This window comes from Candidatus Omnitrophota bacterium, from assembly GCA_028712255.1.
Classification (GTDB): Bacteria; Omnitrophota; Gorgyraeia; order Gygaellales; family Profunditerraquicolaceae; genus UBA6249.
In genome coordinates, this window is the sequence record JAQTQJ010000001.1 from 121824 (window position 1) to 138300 (window position 16477).

Here is a 16477-nt window from a genome sequence, read left to right on the forward strand (position 1 = left end):
ATGGCTAAAAAAGACGTATTAAAAGAGATTGTCGCTAAAAAGAAAGAAAAGATTGCTTTGGCTATTACGCAATTAAGCCTGGAAGAGTTATCTACTAAGTTAGTTGGTTTGCCGGCTACTCGTCCCTTTAAAGAGGCAATTAGCAAACCTAAACAGATATCTCTTATTGCTGAAATTAAGCAGGCTTCGCCTTCCAAGGGATTAATCCGGCAGAATTTTAATTTACTGGAGATTGCGCAGGCTTATCAGAATGCTGGGGCGCAAGCTGTTTCAGTATTGACCGAGGAGGACTATTTTGGCGGCAATCCTGCTAATATCGCAGAAGCAAAAAAAATATTTACTGGGCCGATTTTGAGAAAAGATTTTATTTTAGAAAGCTATCAAGTTTATGAATCTAGATATTTAGGAGCTGATGCTATTTTATTGATTGCAGATTTATTGACTAAAGATAAATTAGTAGAATTTATGCGTATTGCTGATAGCTTGGGGCTTGATTATATTGTTGAAGTACATGATGAGAAGGAGTTAAAGAAAATCTTGAGTTTAAAGGTTCCGATAATCGGGATCAATAATCGTAATTTACATACGCTTGAGGTTGATTTTAAGACCACGGAAAAATTATTTACTCTTATTCCTAAAGATAAAATAGTGGTTGTAGAGAGCGGGATTAAAAGTTCCCAGGATGTTTTATTCCTAAAAATTCTCGGGGCAAGTGCCGTATTAATTGGCACTACCTTTATGGAGTCAGCTGACATAAAGGTTAAAGTAGAAGAGGTAATGGGATGGTGAGGGTAAAAATCTGCGGAATTACTAATTTAGAGGATGCGCTGTTTAGTTATTTTTCAGGTGCGCATGCCTTGGGATTTGTTTTTTATAAAAAAAGCCCTCGGTATATCAGCCTTCAGAAGGCAAAAAATATAGCGCGGATTTTACCGAAGAAAATTAAACTGGTAGGAGTCTTTGTCGATGAAAAAGTCTCAACTGTAAAGAGGATTGCCAAGCTTTGTGATTTAGATATGTTACAATTTCATGGAAAGGAATCTCCCGAATATTGTCAGAAATTTAAAAGTTATAAAGTCATCAAGGCTTTCAGAATAAATAAAAAAGAAGATTTAGACAATATTTCTAAATATAAAACCTTTGCTTATTTATTTGATAGTTTTTCTAAAGACGCATTTGGCGGAACAGGCAATAAATTTAACTGGAAAATTCTTGAACAAACAGCTAAAATGAAGCCTGTTGTGTTTTTGTCTGGCGGGTTAACCAGCAGCAATGTGTACCACGCAATCAAATTGTTAAAACCTGACTGGGTGGATGTTTCAAGCAGCCTTGAATCAAAGCCAGGCAAAAAAGATCATAAGAAAATTACCAAATTTATTCAATCAGCTAAACGATGAAAAATAAAATACCGGATAAAACTGGGCACTTTGGTTTGTTTGGGGGAAGATTTGTCCCTGAGACGCTGATTTATGCTCTGGATGAACTGGAGAAGGAATATTCTTTAGCTAAAAAAGATAAAAAGTTTGCTAAAGAGCTGGATTTTTATCTACGCGAATACGCCGGCAGGCCTACCCCACTATATCTGGCAAAAAACTTAAGCCAATATTTAGGGATAAAAAAAGTTTATCTGAAAAGAGAAGACCTTTTACATACCGGTGCGCATAAAATCAATAATACCTTAGGCCAGGTACTTCTGGCAGTTAGAATGGGTAAACGAAGATTAATTGCTGAGACCGGGGCAGGTCAACATGGAGTAGCTACGGCGACGGTTGCGGCATTATTCGGATTAAAGTGCGATATATATATGGGGCAGGAAGATATAGAGCGTCAGGCTTTAAATGTCATGCGCATGAAGTTACTTGGGGCAACTGTTATTAGCGTAAAAAGCGGAACACAAACCTTAAAAGATGCGATGACTGAGGCTTTGCGTGATTGGGTAACTAATGTGCGCAATACCTATTATGTTATCGGTACAGTTGCCGGGCCGCATCCTTATCCTGGAATGGTACGGAATTTTCAACGTGTAATCGGAGATGAAGCTAAAGCCCAAATTCTAAAAAAAGAAAATCGCCTTCCGGATTTCTTGATAGCTTGTATTGGCGGCGGTAGTAATGCCATGGGGTTATTTCATCCGTTTTCTGATGATGTAAAGGTAAAGATGATTGGAGTAGAGGCTGCAGGTTTAGGAATTGCTTCAGGTAAACATTCTGCTAGCCTTGAGTATGGCTCAACCGGAGTATTACATGGCTCAAAATCTAAAATTTTAGAGGATAAATTCGGCCAAATCAAAAATGCTCATTCTGTTGCCGCAGGCCTTGATTATCCTGGCGTTGGCCCGGAACATGCATATTATCAACAAATAAAACGCGCTGATTATGTAGCTATCACTGATAAAGAAGCCCTGGAGGGATTCAGGCTGTTATCTAAAGTAGAAGGAATTATTCCTGCATTGGAATCTGCGCATGCAATTGCCTATTTAAAGAAAGCATCAAAATCAATTAAGAAGGATGCGACAGTTATAGTTTGCCTTTCCGGAAGAGGGGATAAGGATCTGCATGAATCGTATTGATAATAAATTTAGCCAATTAAAGAAGCAGGGAAGAAGAGCGTTTATTGCTTTTATAACCGCAGGTTACCCGGATTTATCTACGACTTCAAAACTGGTCATTGCATTTGATAAGAAAGGCGTAGATATCATTGAATTAGGTGTGCCTTTTTCTGATCCTTTGGCTGACGGCCCGGTAATCCAGGAGGCCTCAGGATATTCTCTTAAAAAAGGAACTAATCTGGTTAAAATTTTAGATTTAGTGAAGAAATTACGTAAGTATGTGAGCTTGCCGATATGTTTGATGACTTACTACAATCCAGTTTTTTGTTATGGAGAGAAGCGTTTTGTGGATAAGGCTGTGGCTTGCGGAGTTGATGGGGTAATTATTCCGGATTTGCCGCCTGAGGAGGCAAAAGAATTCATTCATTACGCCAACCAGAAGGGTTTGAACAATATTTGTTTTGTTGCTCCGACCAGTACCCAGGCGCGGATTAAATTAATCTCTAAAGTTGATAAAGGTTTTATTTATTATGTTTCTTTGACTGGGGTAACCGGAAGTCGCAAAAGCTTAAGTGCGGATTTAAAAGCTAACCTTGTAAAAATAAAAAAGGTTACTACCAAACCAATTTGCGTAGGATTCGGTATTTCTGACGCGCATCAGGTTAAAGAAGTGTCTAAACTCTGCGACGGGGTAATTGTTGGCAGCGCAATTGTAGATAAAATCAGAAAAAATATCGGCCATCCTAATCTGGTGCAAAAAGTAGCCAACTTTGTAGAAAGCCTCAATGTATAAAAGAAGTAAATTAAGTAACGGTTTAAGGGTAATCACCAAATGTCTGAAACAGGCGCAATCGGTTTCTCTTGGGATTTGGATTAATACTGGCGGCCGCTATGAGATAGATTCTCAAAAAGGCATCTCGCATTATCTGGAGCATCTGCTTTTTAAAGGCAGCAAAAAATACTCTTGTCGTTTGATTAAAGAATCAATTGAAGGAATAGGGGGTTCTTTAAATGGTTTTACCTCTGAAGAGCTCACCTGCTATTTGGTGAAGATTCCCAGCCGCTATTTAGTTTCTGCTTTTGATATCCTTTCCGATATGGTTACTTTCCCAAGCTTAAAACAGGTGGATATCGATAAAGAGAGGACTGTTATTCTAGAAGAGCTCAAAATGTATAGGGATCTTCCGCAGAATTATGTTTATGAGTTGTTAGATGAACTGCTTTGGCCAGCCCAACCATTGGGAACGCCGATAATCGGGACAATTGAGTCGCTAAATGGTATTAACCGTGATGTTCTAAAACGTTATCAAGTCAGCCACTATACCCCGGCAAATATCGTAGTCAGCGCAGCCGGATTATTAGAGCATGATCTCCTGCTGAAAAAAGTTTCTGCTAAGTTTTCTTCAACGACAACCTCTAAATTAAATACATTTATTCCGGTTAAAGAAAACCAGGATAAGCCGCAGTTAAAAATCTTTAATAAAGATACCGAACAGACACATATGGCTCTGGGGTTTCATTCTTTAAAGCGCGATGATCCTTTAAGGCATGCTCAGGCGATTTTGCATATAATTTTAGGCGCCAATATGTCCAGCCGCCTATTTAATGAGGTGAGGGAAAAAAGAGGGTTGGCTTATGAGATTGGCACGGGGTTAAAGCGTTTTCATGATACCGGAGCATTCTTGGTCCACGCTGGTATTGATAACCGTAAGGTGGAAGATTGTCTGAGTTTAATCTTTCAGGAGCTGGGTAAAGTACGCAAAACCATTGTGCGTAAAGACGAATTCAAGCGGGCAAAGGAGTTTTACCTGGGCCAACTAAGCCTTGCCCTTGAAGACACTATGGAGTATATGCTTTGGATGGGAGAGAGCGTTGCCTGTTTGGATAAGGCATATTCATTGGAGCAGGTGATTAAAGAAGTAAATAAGGTAAGTATGGAAGATGTGCGTAAAATTGCCGCCGGAATATTTGATAATAAAAAAATAAACTTAGCTTTGATTGGCCCACTTGAGAAAAGCCAGCAAAATATCTACGCAAAGCTTAATTTAGGATAATAATGATAATATTTTTAATTTTACTGCTATTAGCTGTACTTTCATTCTTCTTTTCCTCTTCAGAAACTTCGATTATCGGGTTAAGCAAAATTAAACTGCGCCATATGATGCAAAAAGGGGTTAAGGGCGCTGCGAACATTCAGCGGCTTGTCTTAAAGTTAGACAAAGTAATCGCTGCGATACTTATCGGTAATAATATTGTTAACATTGCCGTCTCATCGATTGTAACGGGCGTATTCGTCCAGATTTATGGATACCGCTTGGGTGTTGTTGCTTCTACATTTATAACCACTTTGGTTTTGCTTATTTTCTGCGAGGTAACTCCCAAGATTCTTGCGGCTAAGCATGCAGAAAAGATGGCTCTTCTTACTGCGCCGTTAATGGAGATAGTTTTAGTAATCTTTAAGCCCTTGATCATATTTTTTATCGGTATCAGTAATTTTATCTTAAAGATTTTTGGTTTAAGCGTTACCAAGAAGTCTCCCTTGATTACCGAAGAAGAGTTAAAGACGATGATTGAAATGGGGCAGGAGGCGGGGGTTTTAAGCGAAGAGGAGCGTAAGATGCTCCACCGTATCTTTGAGTTTGGGGATACTAAGCTCATGGATATCATGGTGCCTAAAGAGAAAATTATTGCTGTAAATATTAATACTAACTCTGATGACTTATTGAATATCTTTGTGGAAGAGGGGCATGCTCGTCTTCCGGTATATAAGGAGACTAAAGATAATATCGTAGGCATAGTTTATGCCCAGGATTTACTCTATATATTGCGCGAAAAAGGCTTGTTTCTCTTGCAGGATTTGCTTCATGAAGCCTGTTTTGTCTCCAGCACAACGCGCGTAAATGACCTTTTAAGAAGATTTCAGGCAGAGAAGATGCAGATTGCTATTATCGTGGATAAAGATAAAAAAACATTGGGATTGGTAACTTTAGAAGATTTGATTGAAGAGATTGTTGGTGAGATAGAAGAAAAGCGCCATATAAGAAAGTCTGTTAAATAGTAAGATAAAGGGGGGAAGTTTTCCTTAAGGGAAACGTCCCCCCTTATCCATCATATTTTAAATAATTTGACATCAAAATTAAGCTATGTTAAAATTAATAACAGTCTAAATATGTATGCAACATAAAATAGGAGGAAACAAATGGCTGAAACAGGATATTGTGTAAAATGTAAAGGTAAGAAATCAATGAAAGATGAGCAGAAGGTAACTATGAAAAACGGCCGCGCCGCCATGAAAGGTAAATGCCCTGAATGCGGAACCGGAATGTATAAGATCTTAGGAAAAGCTAAGTAATTGTCTTTCTAGAATAGAGGTAAAAAAATAGACTCAAAAACTTTAGCGCAACGCATTGCCTGGGTTGCTAAATCCAAAAAAGCCGAAAATGTTGTAATTCTGGATGTTTCCAAGGTAGCCGGGTACTGTGACTATTTTGTTATTGCCAGCGGTACTTCGATAAGGCAGGCTACTGCGATTGCCCAGGCAATTCAGGATGATCTGGAATTAAAAAAGATAAAATCTCTCTCTAAGATTTCTCGAAACGATGAATCAGGGTGGATTGCTTTGGATTATGTTTCGGTAATCGCCCATTCGTTTTATGAACCGGTGAGAGATTTTTATTCTTTAGAGGGGCTTTGGTCTGACGCCAAGCGAGTTAGGTATAAGGCTCCTAAGAAATAACTTACCCCAATCTGTTGCAACCGTTTTAACCAAAATAATGCATAAAGCTGTTCAGGAAGAACTTATTGCCTTAGTTAGCCGCTGCTTGGGCTCCTTAGGCTGGCTTAAGGATAATAAAGAGGCAATCTCTCTTGATTTTCCCACGGATAACCGCTTTGGTGATTTTACCACCAATATTGCCTTAAAACTAAGTAAAGAATTAAAGAAACCACCCCGCGTAGTTGCTACGCAGTTAATCGAATCTATCCAAAAAGAAATAGAAAATACGGATTTAAAAAATTTAATTACCCAGGTAAAAGTGGAAGGAGCAGGGTTTGTAAACTTTTATCTTAAAGAGAATTATTTTTATGAATTACTGCGCCAGATAACTACTCAGGGTAAGGAGGCTCTTAGGCCGGATTTAGGCCATGGTAAGAAAACTTTGATTGAATTTGTCAGCGCAAATCCTACCGGTTGTTTATCCGTTGCCCACGCCCGCCAGGCAGCAGTGGGGGATTGTTTGGCTAATGTTTTGTCTTTTATCGGTTTTAATATCAGCCGGGAATATTATCTTAATGATGAAGGTAATCAGATCAATATTCTGGGCAAATCCGTGGGCTTGCGGCTTAAAGAATTAAAAGGCGAGGCAATTGAGTTTCCTGAAAACTATTATCAGGGAGATTACATTAAAGATATCGCACAAATTGCGATTGATCAGAAAATTAAAGATGAAGATCTGGGAGATTTTGCCGCTGAGCATATCTTAAAGATAATTAAACAGGAGTTGGCCGATTTTGGGGTTAAATTTGACTGCTGGTATTCACAGAAGGAGCTGGCTAAGAGCGGTAAGGTGCAGCAGGCATTTGACCAATTAAAGAAAAAAGGATTTTTGTATGAGCAGGACAGCGCGCTCTGGTTTCAATCTACTGCTTTTGGCGATGATAAAGACCGGGTAATTATTAAAAGTGATGGATCCCAGACGTATTTGGCTCCGGATATCGCCTATCATGAGGACAAATTTAACCGTGGATTTAGCTGGTTGATTAACCTTTGGGGCCCGGATCATCATGGTTATATCAATCGTATCAAGGCCTCCATTGAGGCGTTTGGACATAAGAAGGATGATTTATCCGTAGTTATTGTCCAGTTAGCCACTATTTTTAGAAATGGACAGGAGATTCAAATGTCCACGCGGCGTGGACAATATATTACCCTGCGGGAAGTTTTAGATGAAGTAGGGAAAGATGCTGCCAGATTTTTCTTTTTGATGCGCCGAACATCCAGCCACTTGGATTTTGATTTAGAGGTAGCCAAAAAACAATCTTCGGAGAATCCTGTATATTATGTCCAATATGCGCATGCCCGAATTTGCAGTATATTGCGCAGTAGCACGGTTGAGATTAAGGATGATTTAGATCTAACTGTGCTTAAGGAGAAAGAAGAGCTGACACTTATCAAGAAGTTACTAGAGTTTGAGGCAACCCTGAATGTTTGTTTAGTTACTTGCGATCCGTATATGCTTACAGTCTACCTTCAGGAACTTTCGGAAACTTTCCATAAATTTTACGATTTACACAGGGTTCTAGGCCAGGATGATGTATTAACGAGCGCCCGGCTTACCTTAATAAAAGGAGCAAAGATTGTTTTAGCCTGTGGATTAGAGCTGTTAGGTATTGCTCAACCTGAGAAAATGTAATGTCCTCACATAAAATCTTAAAGATTGCCACCCCGCATGTATCTTTGCAAAATCAGCTTTCTAAAGAATTAGGTATATCTAAAATATTGGCCCAAATATTAATTAACCGTAAGATAACCAGCGTTACCGCTGCGGAAAAATTCCTAAAATCCTCAATTGGCGATTTATTCAGTCCGCATTTATTCTCGGATATGCCTAAGGCAATCAGCCTGGTGAAGAAGGCGCAAGAAAACAAAGAAAAAATAATGGTCTTTGGCGACTATGATGTGGACGGCATAACTAGCACGGTTTTACTCAAAAGCGCGCTTGAATCAATAGGCCTTGAAGTTTTGCATCATATCCCGCATCGGATTACCGAAGGTTATGGTTTAAATAAAGAAATTATTAATTTTGCTAAAGAAAAACAGGTCAAGCTTATGGTTACTGCTGACTGCGGGATTGTTAATCATGAAGAAATTCAAGGCCTAAGGCAGGCAAATATCGATGTAATTATTACCGACCACCACGAGCCGCAGGATTCAAGTTTGCCTGCGGCAAGTTGCATTATTAATCCAAAAGTGAAACATTCAGGTTATCCCTATAGGGATCTGGCCGGAGTGGGAGTGGCTTATAAATTTGCTCAAGCAATTACCGATTCCCTATTAATGGATGATTTAGATTTGGTTACTTTGGGCACAATTGCCGATAGCGTGCCGCTAACCGGGGAAAATAGGATCATTGCCAAGGAAGGCTTATTGAGGTTGCCGCAAACCAAAAGATTTGGCCTGCGGGCGATTATTGAAAACGCAGGAATTGAAAACAAAAAATTTAATTCTACCTATGTAGGTTTTATAATTGCTCCTCGATTGAATGCTCCCGGAAGAATGGCTAATGCCGAGGTATCCTTAAAACTGTTGATGAGCCAGAGTGCTGTTGAGGCGCAAGGTTTGGCCAAGGAATTAGAAAAATTTAACCGTGAGCGCCAGAAAGTAGAAGGAAAAATTATAGAAGAAGCAGAGGAGATAATTAACCATCAGGTTAATTTTAAGGATCATAAGGTAATTGTGATTGCCAAAGAAGATTGGCATCAGGGTGTTTTAGGGATTGTGGCTTCAAAGTTAGCGGATAGATTCTATCGTCCTGCGATAGTTATTTCGATTAATGAAAATTTATGCAAGGGCTCAGCGCGTTCAATTCAGAATTTTCATCTTTTTGATGCGTTGATGGATTCTAAGGAGTTATTAGATAGCTTCGGCGGACATGCCCATGCCGCAGGCTTGCTCATTACTAAAGATAATATTGATGAGTTCAGGAAGAGTATCAATAAATTGGCTAGCGACAGGCTGACTTTAGAGGATTTACTTCCCAGCCGGGATGTTGATTTAGAGCTTAATTTTGCGGATTTAAATGAGGGATTGGTTAGGGAGTTAGAGCGCTTAGAGCCATTTGGTATGGATAATCCTGAGCCTTTATTTTATTCGCGCGCGCTTAAGTTAAAAGGAGAAGTGCAGCTGCTAAACCGCGGGACTTTAAAGTTTTGGGCAACTGATGGAGTCACTACAAGGCAAGTGATTGCTTTTGGGATGAGTAGTTTAAGAGAAAGCTTGTTAGCTGCAGCTTCTTTTGACTTAATCTATACGCCAAAAATTGACAGCTGGCGTCAGGAAGAATCACTGATTCTTGAAGCTAAAGATATATTTTTTAAGTAGTGGGGCGAGGTTTTCTGGGAACCGCTTTTTTGAAATCACCCTTTTTGATGCACTTGGCGCAGATATAGACCTTCTTGGTCGTACCATTAACCACTATATGCACAGTTTGCAGATTTACCTTAAATTTACGCTTGGACCAACGGGCAATCTTAGAACCTGTTCCGCCTTTAGCCTTATACTGCCCTTTTCTGGATAAAACTTTACCGGTAAGTGCCACTTTTTTACAGATTACGCATTCTTTAAGCATTTTAAAAGCTCCTTTTGTGTACGGACATAACACCGGCGCAATTCCATTCTGCGCCGGGTGTCTAAGTTAGATAAGTATACTTGAAATACCAGTATTGTCAAGATAGAATATAGGTGTCATCCTAAGGCATAATAGGCGCCGTCATTCTGAGCCCGCCAACGGTTTAGTGGCGGGCAAGCTGCCTGCCGAGCCACCTCGCCGTGCTCACTTACGTTGCGCGCGGCAAGGGCTCCGTCTCGACAGTCACCCGCTAATATACATTAAGGTAATTGTTTAATACATTGGTCGCATTTTGGGCACAGGTGAAAAAGTAACATTTTTAACTAGTTGTAAAATAACAGATAAAAGTCAATTGGGTTAGAACGAGGTGCTTTACAAATTGGAATTCCGTTGACACAATACTTAATTATCCGGAGCGGAGTTAAAATTAAGTCATGTATCCCCGTGATTTATTGGGAATTTTAAAATTATACACGGGTTGTCGTGACAGTATTTTAGTTTAAAAGGAGGTAATATGATAAAGGAAGCAAAAGAAATTATCGAATTCCGGGGACACAATACTTAATTAATTCTTTTGGAATAAACAAGCGATGTGTTCTTAGAATTTCAACTTTAGAATTGACTTTTATATGCTCCAGAGGTATCATCAATTCATATTAATAAAAGGAGGCATCATGAAAAAAATAAGCTTTTTGTTCTTGAGTATTTTATTTTTATCTGGTTGTTCGACAGCAGGTTCCCATTTGAATTCAGTTAAATTAGATGCGGGTGATAGAGTAACAGTTGGTAAAGTCCAACGTGAGATTCGCATCGGAATGCCATCTGCTCAAGTTATCGAGGTATTGGGATCGCCTAATATTGTATCAACTGATGAAAATAGGTTGGAAGTTTGGGTTTATGATAAAATCGCTACAGATGTTTCTTATTCGAATAGCAATGGTGGTGTTTGGTTGATACTTGCATCTGTTGGTGGTAATTCAGGAGCAACCTCTACTTCACAAAGAACCCTGACTGTAGTTATAAAATTCGACGCAGATAAAAAAGTTCGTGATTTTGCTTATCATTCATCAAGTTTCTAGAATATAATTTATAGCGAGAAGATTAGAATAATGCCTACTTTTTTGAAACGGATTAGCGCTATTTTCTTATGTTTAGGTATAGTTGGTTGTGTAAGTATCCCAACAGGATTTCTAAAACCAAACGAAGGATATTTACAAAAAAGAGAATTGCAGATGCGGCAATATGATACAACTGATCAGGAAAAAATTATAACTTCCGTTGCCGGAGTTTTGCAAGATTTGAGTTTTACTTTGGATGCAAGCGAGACGCAGGTTGGCTTTGTAGCAGCTTCAAAAAAAGCTGACGCAACGAACGCAGGCCAAGTTTTTCTTGTAGCTTTGCTGGGTGGTGCTAATGCTGTTCAACAATGTGATAAATCTCAAGTTATAAAAGCTTCAGTTATTACTAAATCCACTTCAGATGGTAAAAAGACTGTCGTCCGGGTTACATTCCAGAGAATTGTTTGGAATATGGCTGGTCAAATCAACAGGGTAGAAACTCTTAGCGATCCGGCAATGTATCAAAAGTTTTATGATAGTTTATCTAAGGCAATATTCTTGGAGGCTCAGAAAATATGAGGAAATTAAAAAAATATTTCGGTACCCTTTTGATTTTATTTCTAATTATTACCCTGTCTGGATGTGCTACTCCTGCTGTAAATGCTCTTGAAAGTAGCCAAAGCCAGGTAAAATTAAGAAGTATTCAGACAAGAGCTTTTGATACGACGGATAAGAAGAAAATGATGCAAACAGTAATAAGTACGATGCAAGATTTAGATTTTGTTATTGATAAGGCCGATCTTATGCTTGGTTCTGTTACTGGTTCTAAGTTTCTTGGGCAGGCGGTTGTAACTATGAGTGTAACTGTAAGGCCTAGAGGTGAAAAGCAACTATTAGTAAGAGCAAATGCTCAATACGGCGTTAACTCTGTAGAAGATCCTGCAACTTATCAAGATTTCTTTACTGCTTTGGAAAAAGCTATATTCTTGACTGCACAGCAAGTAGATTAAGGATTATAGTTAAATAGGAATATATTATTTAATTATAGATCTTAGGGCTGGATTTACCGTTCAGCCCTTTTTGTTTACAATTATTTAAACGGAGTGGTATAATTTAAAAAGAGCAATTATTAAAGAAGGTAGGAGGTAAGCGATGAAGAAATTGGCAGTGGTTATTTTTATTTTGGTTTTAGGTGTAATGGTGACCCCTGTAGTTTGCCAAGCAGAGACTAAAACGGAAGTAACTTATGATCAAGAGAAGGATTGGTATCAAGATTTTTTTGCCAAGCATCTGTTAGAGTCCGAGCGGGTAGATGCTAAAGTAAGAATGGTTTCGGACGGATTTTTTGGTATCAGGGATGATGAAAATGGCTCTATTGCGGCTACCTTTATTCTTCCTGTTGAAGGCACCTTTAGCGGGCCTCTTGATCATCACGCCCACTCAAAGTTTACAATAAAAAATATAGAGCCGGATGGAGTTACTATACAATACGAAAGTAGTTTTAACCACAGGTCCTTCGGCAAAGACTTAATTACCACGGATATTGGGACTGTTAAGATTAAATATAAGGCTGAAAGGGGAAAGTGATTTTACTTTATAAAGCTAAGCAATGATTCTATAAATAATGGAAATGTTTCTATTTTTATTATGTGTCACTGGGAATTTATAGTAGGAGGCAGGTTGTGAAGAAATTAGCTGGGATTATTTATGTTTTGGTTTTTTGTATAATGGTAACTCCTATAGTTTGTCTGGCAGGTATCAATGACGAACTATGTGAAGCGGTAAGAAACAAAAATATTCAAAAAGTCAATGAATTGATATCTAAAGGCGCTGATGTGAATGCTAAGGACTCTCATGGTATGACACCATTGATGTACGCTGCCGGGTATTATGGCAAAGCTGAAACTATGAAACCTGATGGTTCGCTAGTGATGTTTGCTGTAACTTTTGGTCAATCCGAAACCGTGAAGCTTTTATTAGATAAAGGTGCAGATGTTAATGTAAGGAATTCTGAAGGTATGACACCATTGATGTACGCTGCTGGGCGTTTTGTCGAAATTGAAACCGTAAAGCTCTTACTAAATAAAGGCGTAGATGTTAATGTTAAAGCCAATGACGGTAGGACAGTTTTATCAATAGTTGAATCATCAAGCAATATAAAAAGCGATATCAAGAAAGAGATAGTTGAATTACTTAGAAAGGCTGGGGCCAGGTAATGAACCGGGAGGCAAGATGAGCGTGATTACTTTGATTATGAGCACCTCACTTACTACTATTTTAATTTCTGTGATTGGCATAATAGTCGGCCTGTTTGTTTTCTTTAAGCCGGAGCTGATGATCGAGACTCAAAAGAAATTTTATGCTAAAATCAATTGGCGCATTGAGCCTATCTCTATGCAAAAGGAAATCCGCAATACTAGGTTAATGGGGATATCCTTGGTTACTGTAGCCACGGTAACAATAATATACTTTTTTATAAGCCTTGCTAAATGTAAGTCTTGTTGAAAAATAAGGGGACAGTTCTATTTCTGAATGGCTGAATATATTTGCCCACATTGCAAGAAACCGGTTTATGATGATGAGGCGCTGCTTTGTCTTTTTTGTGGAGAGAGTCTTAATCGCAATATCGGTTTTATGGGTAAGCTCAGGTACCCTAAGCCGCGAATAATTCTTATAGTTATAATAATAGCAGTTTTAGTTGGTTTTATAATATTGATGGCTGAGTAGTATTTGGCGGCATTAGAATCAGGTAGCATATCCCCGAAGTTAGGCTCACTGTAGTGTTAGTAAATAAATAAGAAAATAATTTGTTAGATTCTGCCTCCTTCTGCGTCTATTGGCTTAGAAAGGAGATTGATATGCCTAAAACAATTGCTGCAGAAGTTATCGCTACAAGGATTTTAGAAATAAGAAATAGAAAAGTAATGCTGGATTATGATTTAGCTAAGCTTTATGGGGTTTCGACTAAAGTTTTAAATCAGGCTGTGAAGAGGAACATAAAGAGGTTCCCGGATGATTTTATGTTTAAGTTGACAGATAAAGAGAAAAAAGAGGTGGTCACAATTTGTGACCACCTGTGATTTCTGAAATTTTCTTATCAGTTGCCACATGTATTCACTGAGCAAGGAGTGGCTATGCTCTCTAGTGTTTTAAATAGCGAAAGAGCTATTCAGGTTAATATTTGGATTATGCGCGCATTTGTCAAATTGAGAGAAATTCTTCTAACTCATAAAGAACTAGCAGCAAAAATAAATGTACTAGAGAGAAAATATCTCAAACATGATGAAACTATAAAAACAATCTTTGAAGCGATTAAGCAACTTTTAGAGCCTCCACTGATACAAGAGAAAAAGATAATTGGGTTTCGAGTTGAAAAATAGTCTGTCATGAGTTTGCTTGGCTTTAGCTATCTACATGGGGCTCGACTTAATCATTTGCCCTTTTTGTTTACAATACTGTGATTGGGGTGGTATAATTTATGTATATAGATAATGATACCGTGTATATTTTATTATGAATAACAGAATTGAACGAGATCTTGGGGAGCAACCGCTTGCGAAAATTATGGCTGAACATGAGTTTAAGCCTCATGATTTGGTGAGTAATTCAACTGAGCAGCTTACGCATAAGATGGTCAGCCGTGCGTGCAAAGGAAGGCGTTTGAATTTAAAGATTCAATATCGGTTGCTTAATGCTTTGAACAAGGCTGCGGGTAAAGAGTATGCATTAAAGGATATTTTTAATTATTGAAATAGAGGGAACGGTTCTATTTTAGTTGTTCTTTGAGATTATCGACGCGCTTAAAACAGAATTTTGCGGATGGGTAAGCGTGCTTAAGAGATGATATCCTGTAATTAAGGTCTGTGGCGTATAAATCACCAATAAATCCTACGCCAACAAATAGGGTGGAGGCAATGTTTAAGCCATTCCATCCGGCATTAAATAGATGGCCACCAGCACCCTTACGGGCAGACCAATAGTCTCTGACAACAATAAGCGTGCTGTAGTAAGTGGTTGCGGTAGCAGGTGGGAGGAGTAAGTTTTTAATTGTATATTTGTCACAGAGCAGATGTTCTTTTGGCGTTTTACTGGAATATTGAGATTCAGGATGGCCTAGTTCGTGGGCAAAAAGGCAGGCCATAATTTCTTTGTTATATTTGGGGTAATAAAATTCCCAAACATATTTAACAAAATATTCGGGAATTAAAATTACAACATTATTGCCTTTTTGTTGACTCTGTGGTATTCCTGCAGGCTTGGTTTGGTTGTCTTTGACAATTCGGTAAGAATAGTAGTTTTTATATTTAAGCGGCACCTTTGTTATCATTTGGTTCCACACATCATTTAGGTTTTTTTCGTAGCCAGCAGGCAGGCTATAATATTTGGAAGAGAAATTTACCGTAGCACAACCAGATAATAGCGGGATAAGTAATAAGGCAAGTATTAGTTTCTTCATAAGGAAAGTATAAGAGTAAAAATTTAAAAAGTCAACAATCAGCTGTAGGAGGGAAAGGATGCAAGTAGAAATTTTTGCTTTATGTGACGCAGCAACCGCAGATTTTGGTAAACTGAGCATGTTGGGAGCTTTTGATTCAATCTGGGTAACTCAAACTCCGGCAGTACATCCACAATGCGCAATTGCATTGAGAGCGCGATTTGAGCGCATTGAACGGGGAGACCATAAAGTTATAGTCCATTTTGTGGATATGGATGGGAAAAACGTTATCGCTCCTGCAGAAGGTGTTATAACCATAAATTTCCCCGAAGATCAAAGTTCTAATTCAGCCAATCTGATTCTGAATATTCAAGGATTAAAGCTGGAGAGGATGGGAGAGTATTCAATTGATTTAGCCATCGATGGCCAACAGAAAGCGTCATTGCCACTTTTTGTAAAGGAACGCAAATAAAATATGAAGATCAGAGAGAGTGGTATGCCTGAGCGCCAGATGTGGGAAAAGTTTTTTAATCCTGCAAAGATTCTGGATACGCTTGGTATAAATAACCGGATAGTTGATGTAGCAGAGTTCGGTTGTGGCTATGGTACATTTACAATTCCGGCCGCAAAAGTTATTACAGGAAAAATATTCGCGTTAGATATCGAGCCGGATATGATCCGGATTACTGAAGAAGAAGCTAAAAAGTACGGTTTGAGTAATGTCAGAACCTTTATGCGTGATTTTATGGCTGATGGTTCTGGCCTGCCTGATGGAAGTATTGATTATGCGATGCTTTTTAATATTCTTCACCTTGAGAAACCAATGTTTCTTATTAATGAGACAAAACGGATTCTAAGAGATGGGGGTAAGTTAGGAATTATTCATTGGAATTATGACTCAACTACGCCGCGTGGTCCTGCAATGGATATTCGTCCTAAACCGGAAGACTGCATAAAGTGGGCTCAAAGTGCCGGGTTCAATGGGGCTGTCCAATACGATTTAAAACCGTATCATTATGGTATTGTTTTAACAAAGACAGGACTGTAAAATTGGCATTATTATCTTAACTAATATAATAGTGGACGGAAC

General features: G+C 38.6%; 21 protein-coding genes and 1 pseudogene. 20 read left to right on the plus strand and 2 right to left on the minus strand.

Going from position 1 to position 16477, the window contains the following annotated elements; genetic code table 11:
- The 9 genes from trpC (at position 1) to recJ (ending at position 9647) form a co-directional block, all read left to right on the plus strand.
- Positions 1–789, plus strand: coding sequence for an indole-3-glycerol phosphate synthase TrpC (trpC, locus tag PHC29_00635; protein ID MDD5108007.1), 789 nt, complete (start codon positions 1–3; stop codon positions 787–789).
- Positions 783–1397 carry a phosphoribosylanthranilate isomerase gene (locus tag PHC29_00640; GenBank protein ID MDD5108008.1) on the plus strand — a complete coding sequence of 205 codons (615 nt, stop codon included), beginning with the start codon at positions 783–785 and terminating at the stop codon, positions 1395–1397. The genes trpC and PHC29_00640 overlap by 7 nt, the downstream gene beginning before the upstream one ends.
- On the plus strand, positions 1394–2569 hold the full coding sequence (trpB, locus tag PHC29_00645; GenBank protein ID MDD5108009.1) for a tryptophan synthase subunit beta: 1176 nt from the start codon (positions 1394–1396) through the stop codon (positions 2567–2569). Before PHC29_00640 ends, trpB begins: the two co-directional genes overlap by 4 nt.
- On the plus strand, positions 2556–3341 hold the full coding sequence (gene trpA / locus PHC29_00650; protein ID MDD5108010.1) for a tryptophan synthase subunit alpha: 786 nt from the start codon (positions 2556–2558) through the stop codon (positions 3339–3341). Before trpB ends, trpA begins: the two co-directional genes overlap by 14 nt.
- Positions 3334–4602: a pitrilysin family protein gene (locus PHC29_00655; GenBank protein MDD5108011.1), complete on the plus strand. Its 1269-nt coding sequence runs from the start codon at positions 3334–3336 to the stop codon at positions 4600–4602. The genes trpA and PHC29_00655 overlap by 8 nt, the downstream gene beginning before the upstream one ends.
- 2 nt (positions 4603–4604) lie before the next feature.
- A complete protein-coding gene (locus PHC29_00660; GenBank protein MDD5108012.1) occupies positions 4605–5606 on the plus strand; it encodes a hemolysin family protein in 1002 nt (333 codons plus the stop codon).
- Positions 5607–5747: 141 nt separating this feature from the next.
- A complete protein-coding gene (locus PHC29_00665; GenBank protein MDD5108013.1) occupies positions 5748–5900 on the plus strand; it encodes a DUF5679 domain-containing protein in 153 nt (50 codons plus the stop codon).
- A 421-nt stretch (positions 5901–6321) separates the two neighbouring features.
- The gene (gene argS, locus PHC29_00670; protein MDD5108014.1) at positions 6322–7959 is read left to right on the plus strand and encodes an arginine--tRNA ligase; all 1638 of its coding nucleotides are present in this window, start codon (positions 6322–6324) and stop codon (positions 7957–7959) included.
- A complete protein-coding gene (gene recJ / locus PHC29_00675; GenBank protein MDD5108015.1) occupies positions 7959–9647 on the plus strand; it encodes a single-stranded-DNA-specific exonuclease RecJ in 1689 nt (562 codons plus the stop codon). Before argS ends, recJ begins: the two co-directional genes overlap by 1 nt.
- Here recJ and PHC29_00680 read toward each other — a convergent pair.
- A complete protein-coding gene (locus PHC29_00680; GenBank protein MDD5108016.1) occupies positions 9640–9894 on the minus strand; it encodes a L28 family ribosomal protein in 255 nt (84 codons plus the stop codon). The genes recJ and PHC29_00680 overlap by 8 nt on opposite strands.
- 674 nt (positions 9895–10568) lie before the next feature.
- Here PHC29_00680 and PHC29_00685 point away from each other — a divergent pair.
- The 9 genes and pseudogenes from PHC29_00685 (at position 10569) to PHC29_00725 (ending at position 14702) form a co-directional block, all read left to right on the plus strand.
- The gene (locus tag PHC29_00685; GenBank protein ID MDD5108017.1) at positions 10569–10973 is read left to right on the plus strand and encodes a hypothetical protein; all 405 of its coding nucleotides are present in this window, start codon (positions 10569–10571) and stop codon (positions 10971–10973) included.
- Positions 10974–11003: 30 nt separating this feature from the next.
- On the plus strand, positions 11004–11531 hold the full coding sequence (locus PHC29_00690) for a hypothetical protein (GenBank protein ID MDD5108018.1): 528 nt from the start codon (positions 11004–11006) through the stop codon (positions 11529–11531).
- A complete protein-coding gene (locus tag PHC29_00695) occupies positions 11528–11962 on the plus strand; it encodes a hypothetical protein (protein MDD5108019.1) in 435 nt (144 codons plus the stop codon). The genes PHC29_00690 and PHC29_00695 overlap by 4 nt, the downstream gene beginning before the upstream one ends.
- A 142-nt stretch (positions 11963–12104) precedes the next feature.
- Positions 12105–12539, plus strand: a complete 435-nt coding sequence (locus tag PHC29_00700) for a hypothetical protein (GenBank protein ID MDD5108020.1) — start codon at positions 12105–12107, stop codon at positions 12537–12539.
- Positions 12540–12634: 95 nt separating this feature from the next.
- Positions 12635–13168 carry an ankyrin repeat domain-containing protein gene (locus PHC29_00705; GenBank protein MDD5108021.1) on the plus strand — a complete coding sequence of 178 codons (534 nt, stop codon included), beginning with the start codon at positions 12635–12637 and terminating at the stop codon, positions 13166–13168.
- Positions 13169–13184: 16 nt separating this feature from the next.
- On the plus strand, positions 13185–13457 hold the full coding sequence (locus PHC29_00710; GenBank protein MDD5108022.1) for a hypothetical protein: 273 nt from the start codon (positions 13185–13187) through the stop codon (positions 13455–13457).
- A gap of 27 nt (positions 13458–13484) precedes the next feature.
- On the plus strand, positions 13485–13679 hold the full coding sequence (locus tag PHC29_00715; GenBank protein MDD5108023.1) for a hypothetical protein: 195 nt from the start codon (positions 13485–13487) through the stop codon (positions 13677–13679).
- 131 nt (positions 13680–13810) lie between these two features.
- A pseudogene (locus PHC29_00720) lies at positions 13811–14332 on the plus strand (ORF6N domain-containing protein).
- A 184-nt stretch (positions 14333–14516) separates the two neighbouring features.
- The gene (locus PHC29_00725; GenBank protein ID MDD5108024.1) at positions 14517–14702 is read left to right on the plus strand and encodes a hypothetical protein; all 186 of its coding nucleotides are present in this window, start codon (positions 14517–14519) and stop codon (positions 14700–14702) included.
- A 16-nt stretch (positions 14703–14718) separates the two neighbouring features.
- Here PHC29_00725 and PHC29_00730 read toward each other — a convergent pair whose 3' ends face one another.
- Positions 14719–15408, minus strand: coding sequence for a hypothetical protein (locus PHC29_00730; GenBank protein MDD5108025.1), 690 nt, complete (start codon positions 15406–15408; stop codon positions 14719–14721).
- 58 nt (positions 15409–15466) lie between these two features.
- Between PHC29_00730 and PHC29_00735 the strand changes: the two genes are divergently transcribed.
- Both PHC29_00735 and PHC29_00740 read left to right on the plus strand, forming a co-directional pair.
- Entirely contained in the window at positions 15467–15859 is a 393-nt protein-coding gene (locus PHC29_00735; GenBank protein ID MDD5108026.1) for a hypothetical protein, read from the plus strand.
- A 3-nt stretch (positions 15860–15862) separates the two neighbouring features.
- Positions 15863–16435, plus strand: a complete 573-nt coding sequence (locus tag PHC29_00740; protein ID MDD5108027.1) for a class I SAM-dependent methyltransferase — start codon at positions 15863–15865, stop codon at positions 16433–16435.
- The last annotated feature ends 42 nt before the right edge of the window (positions 16436–16477 follow it).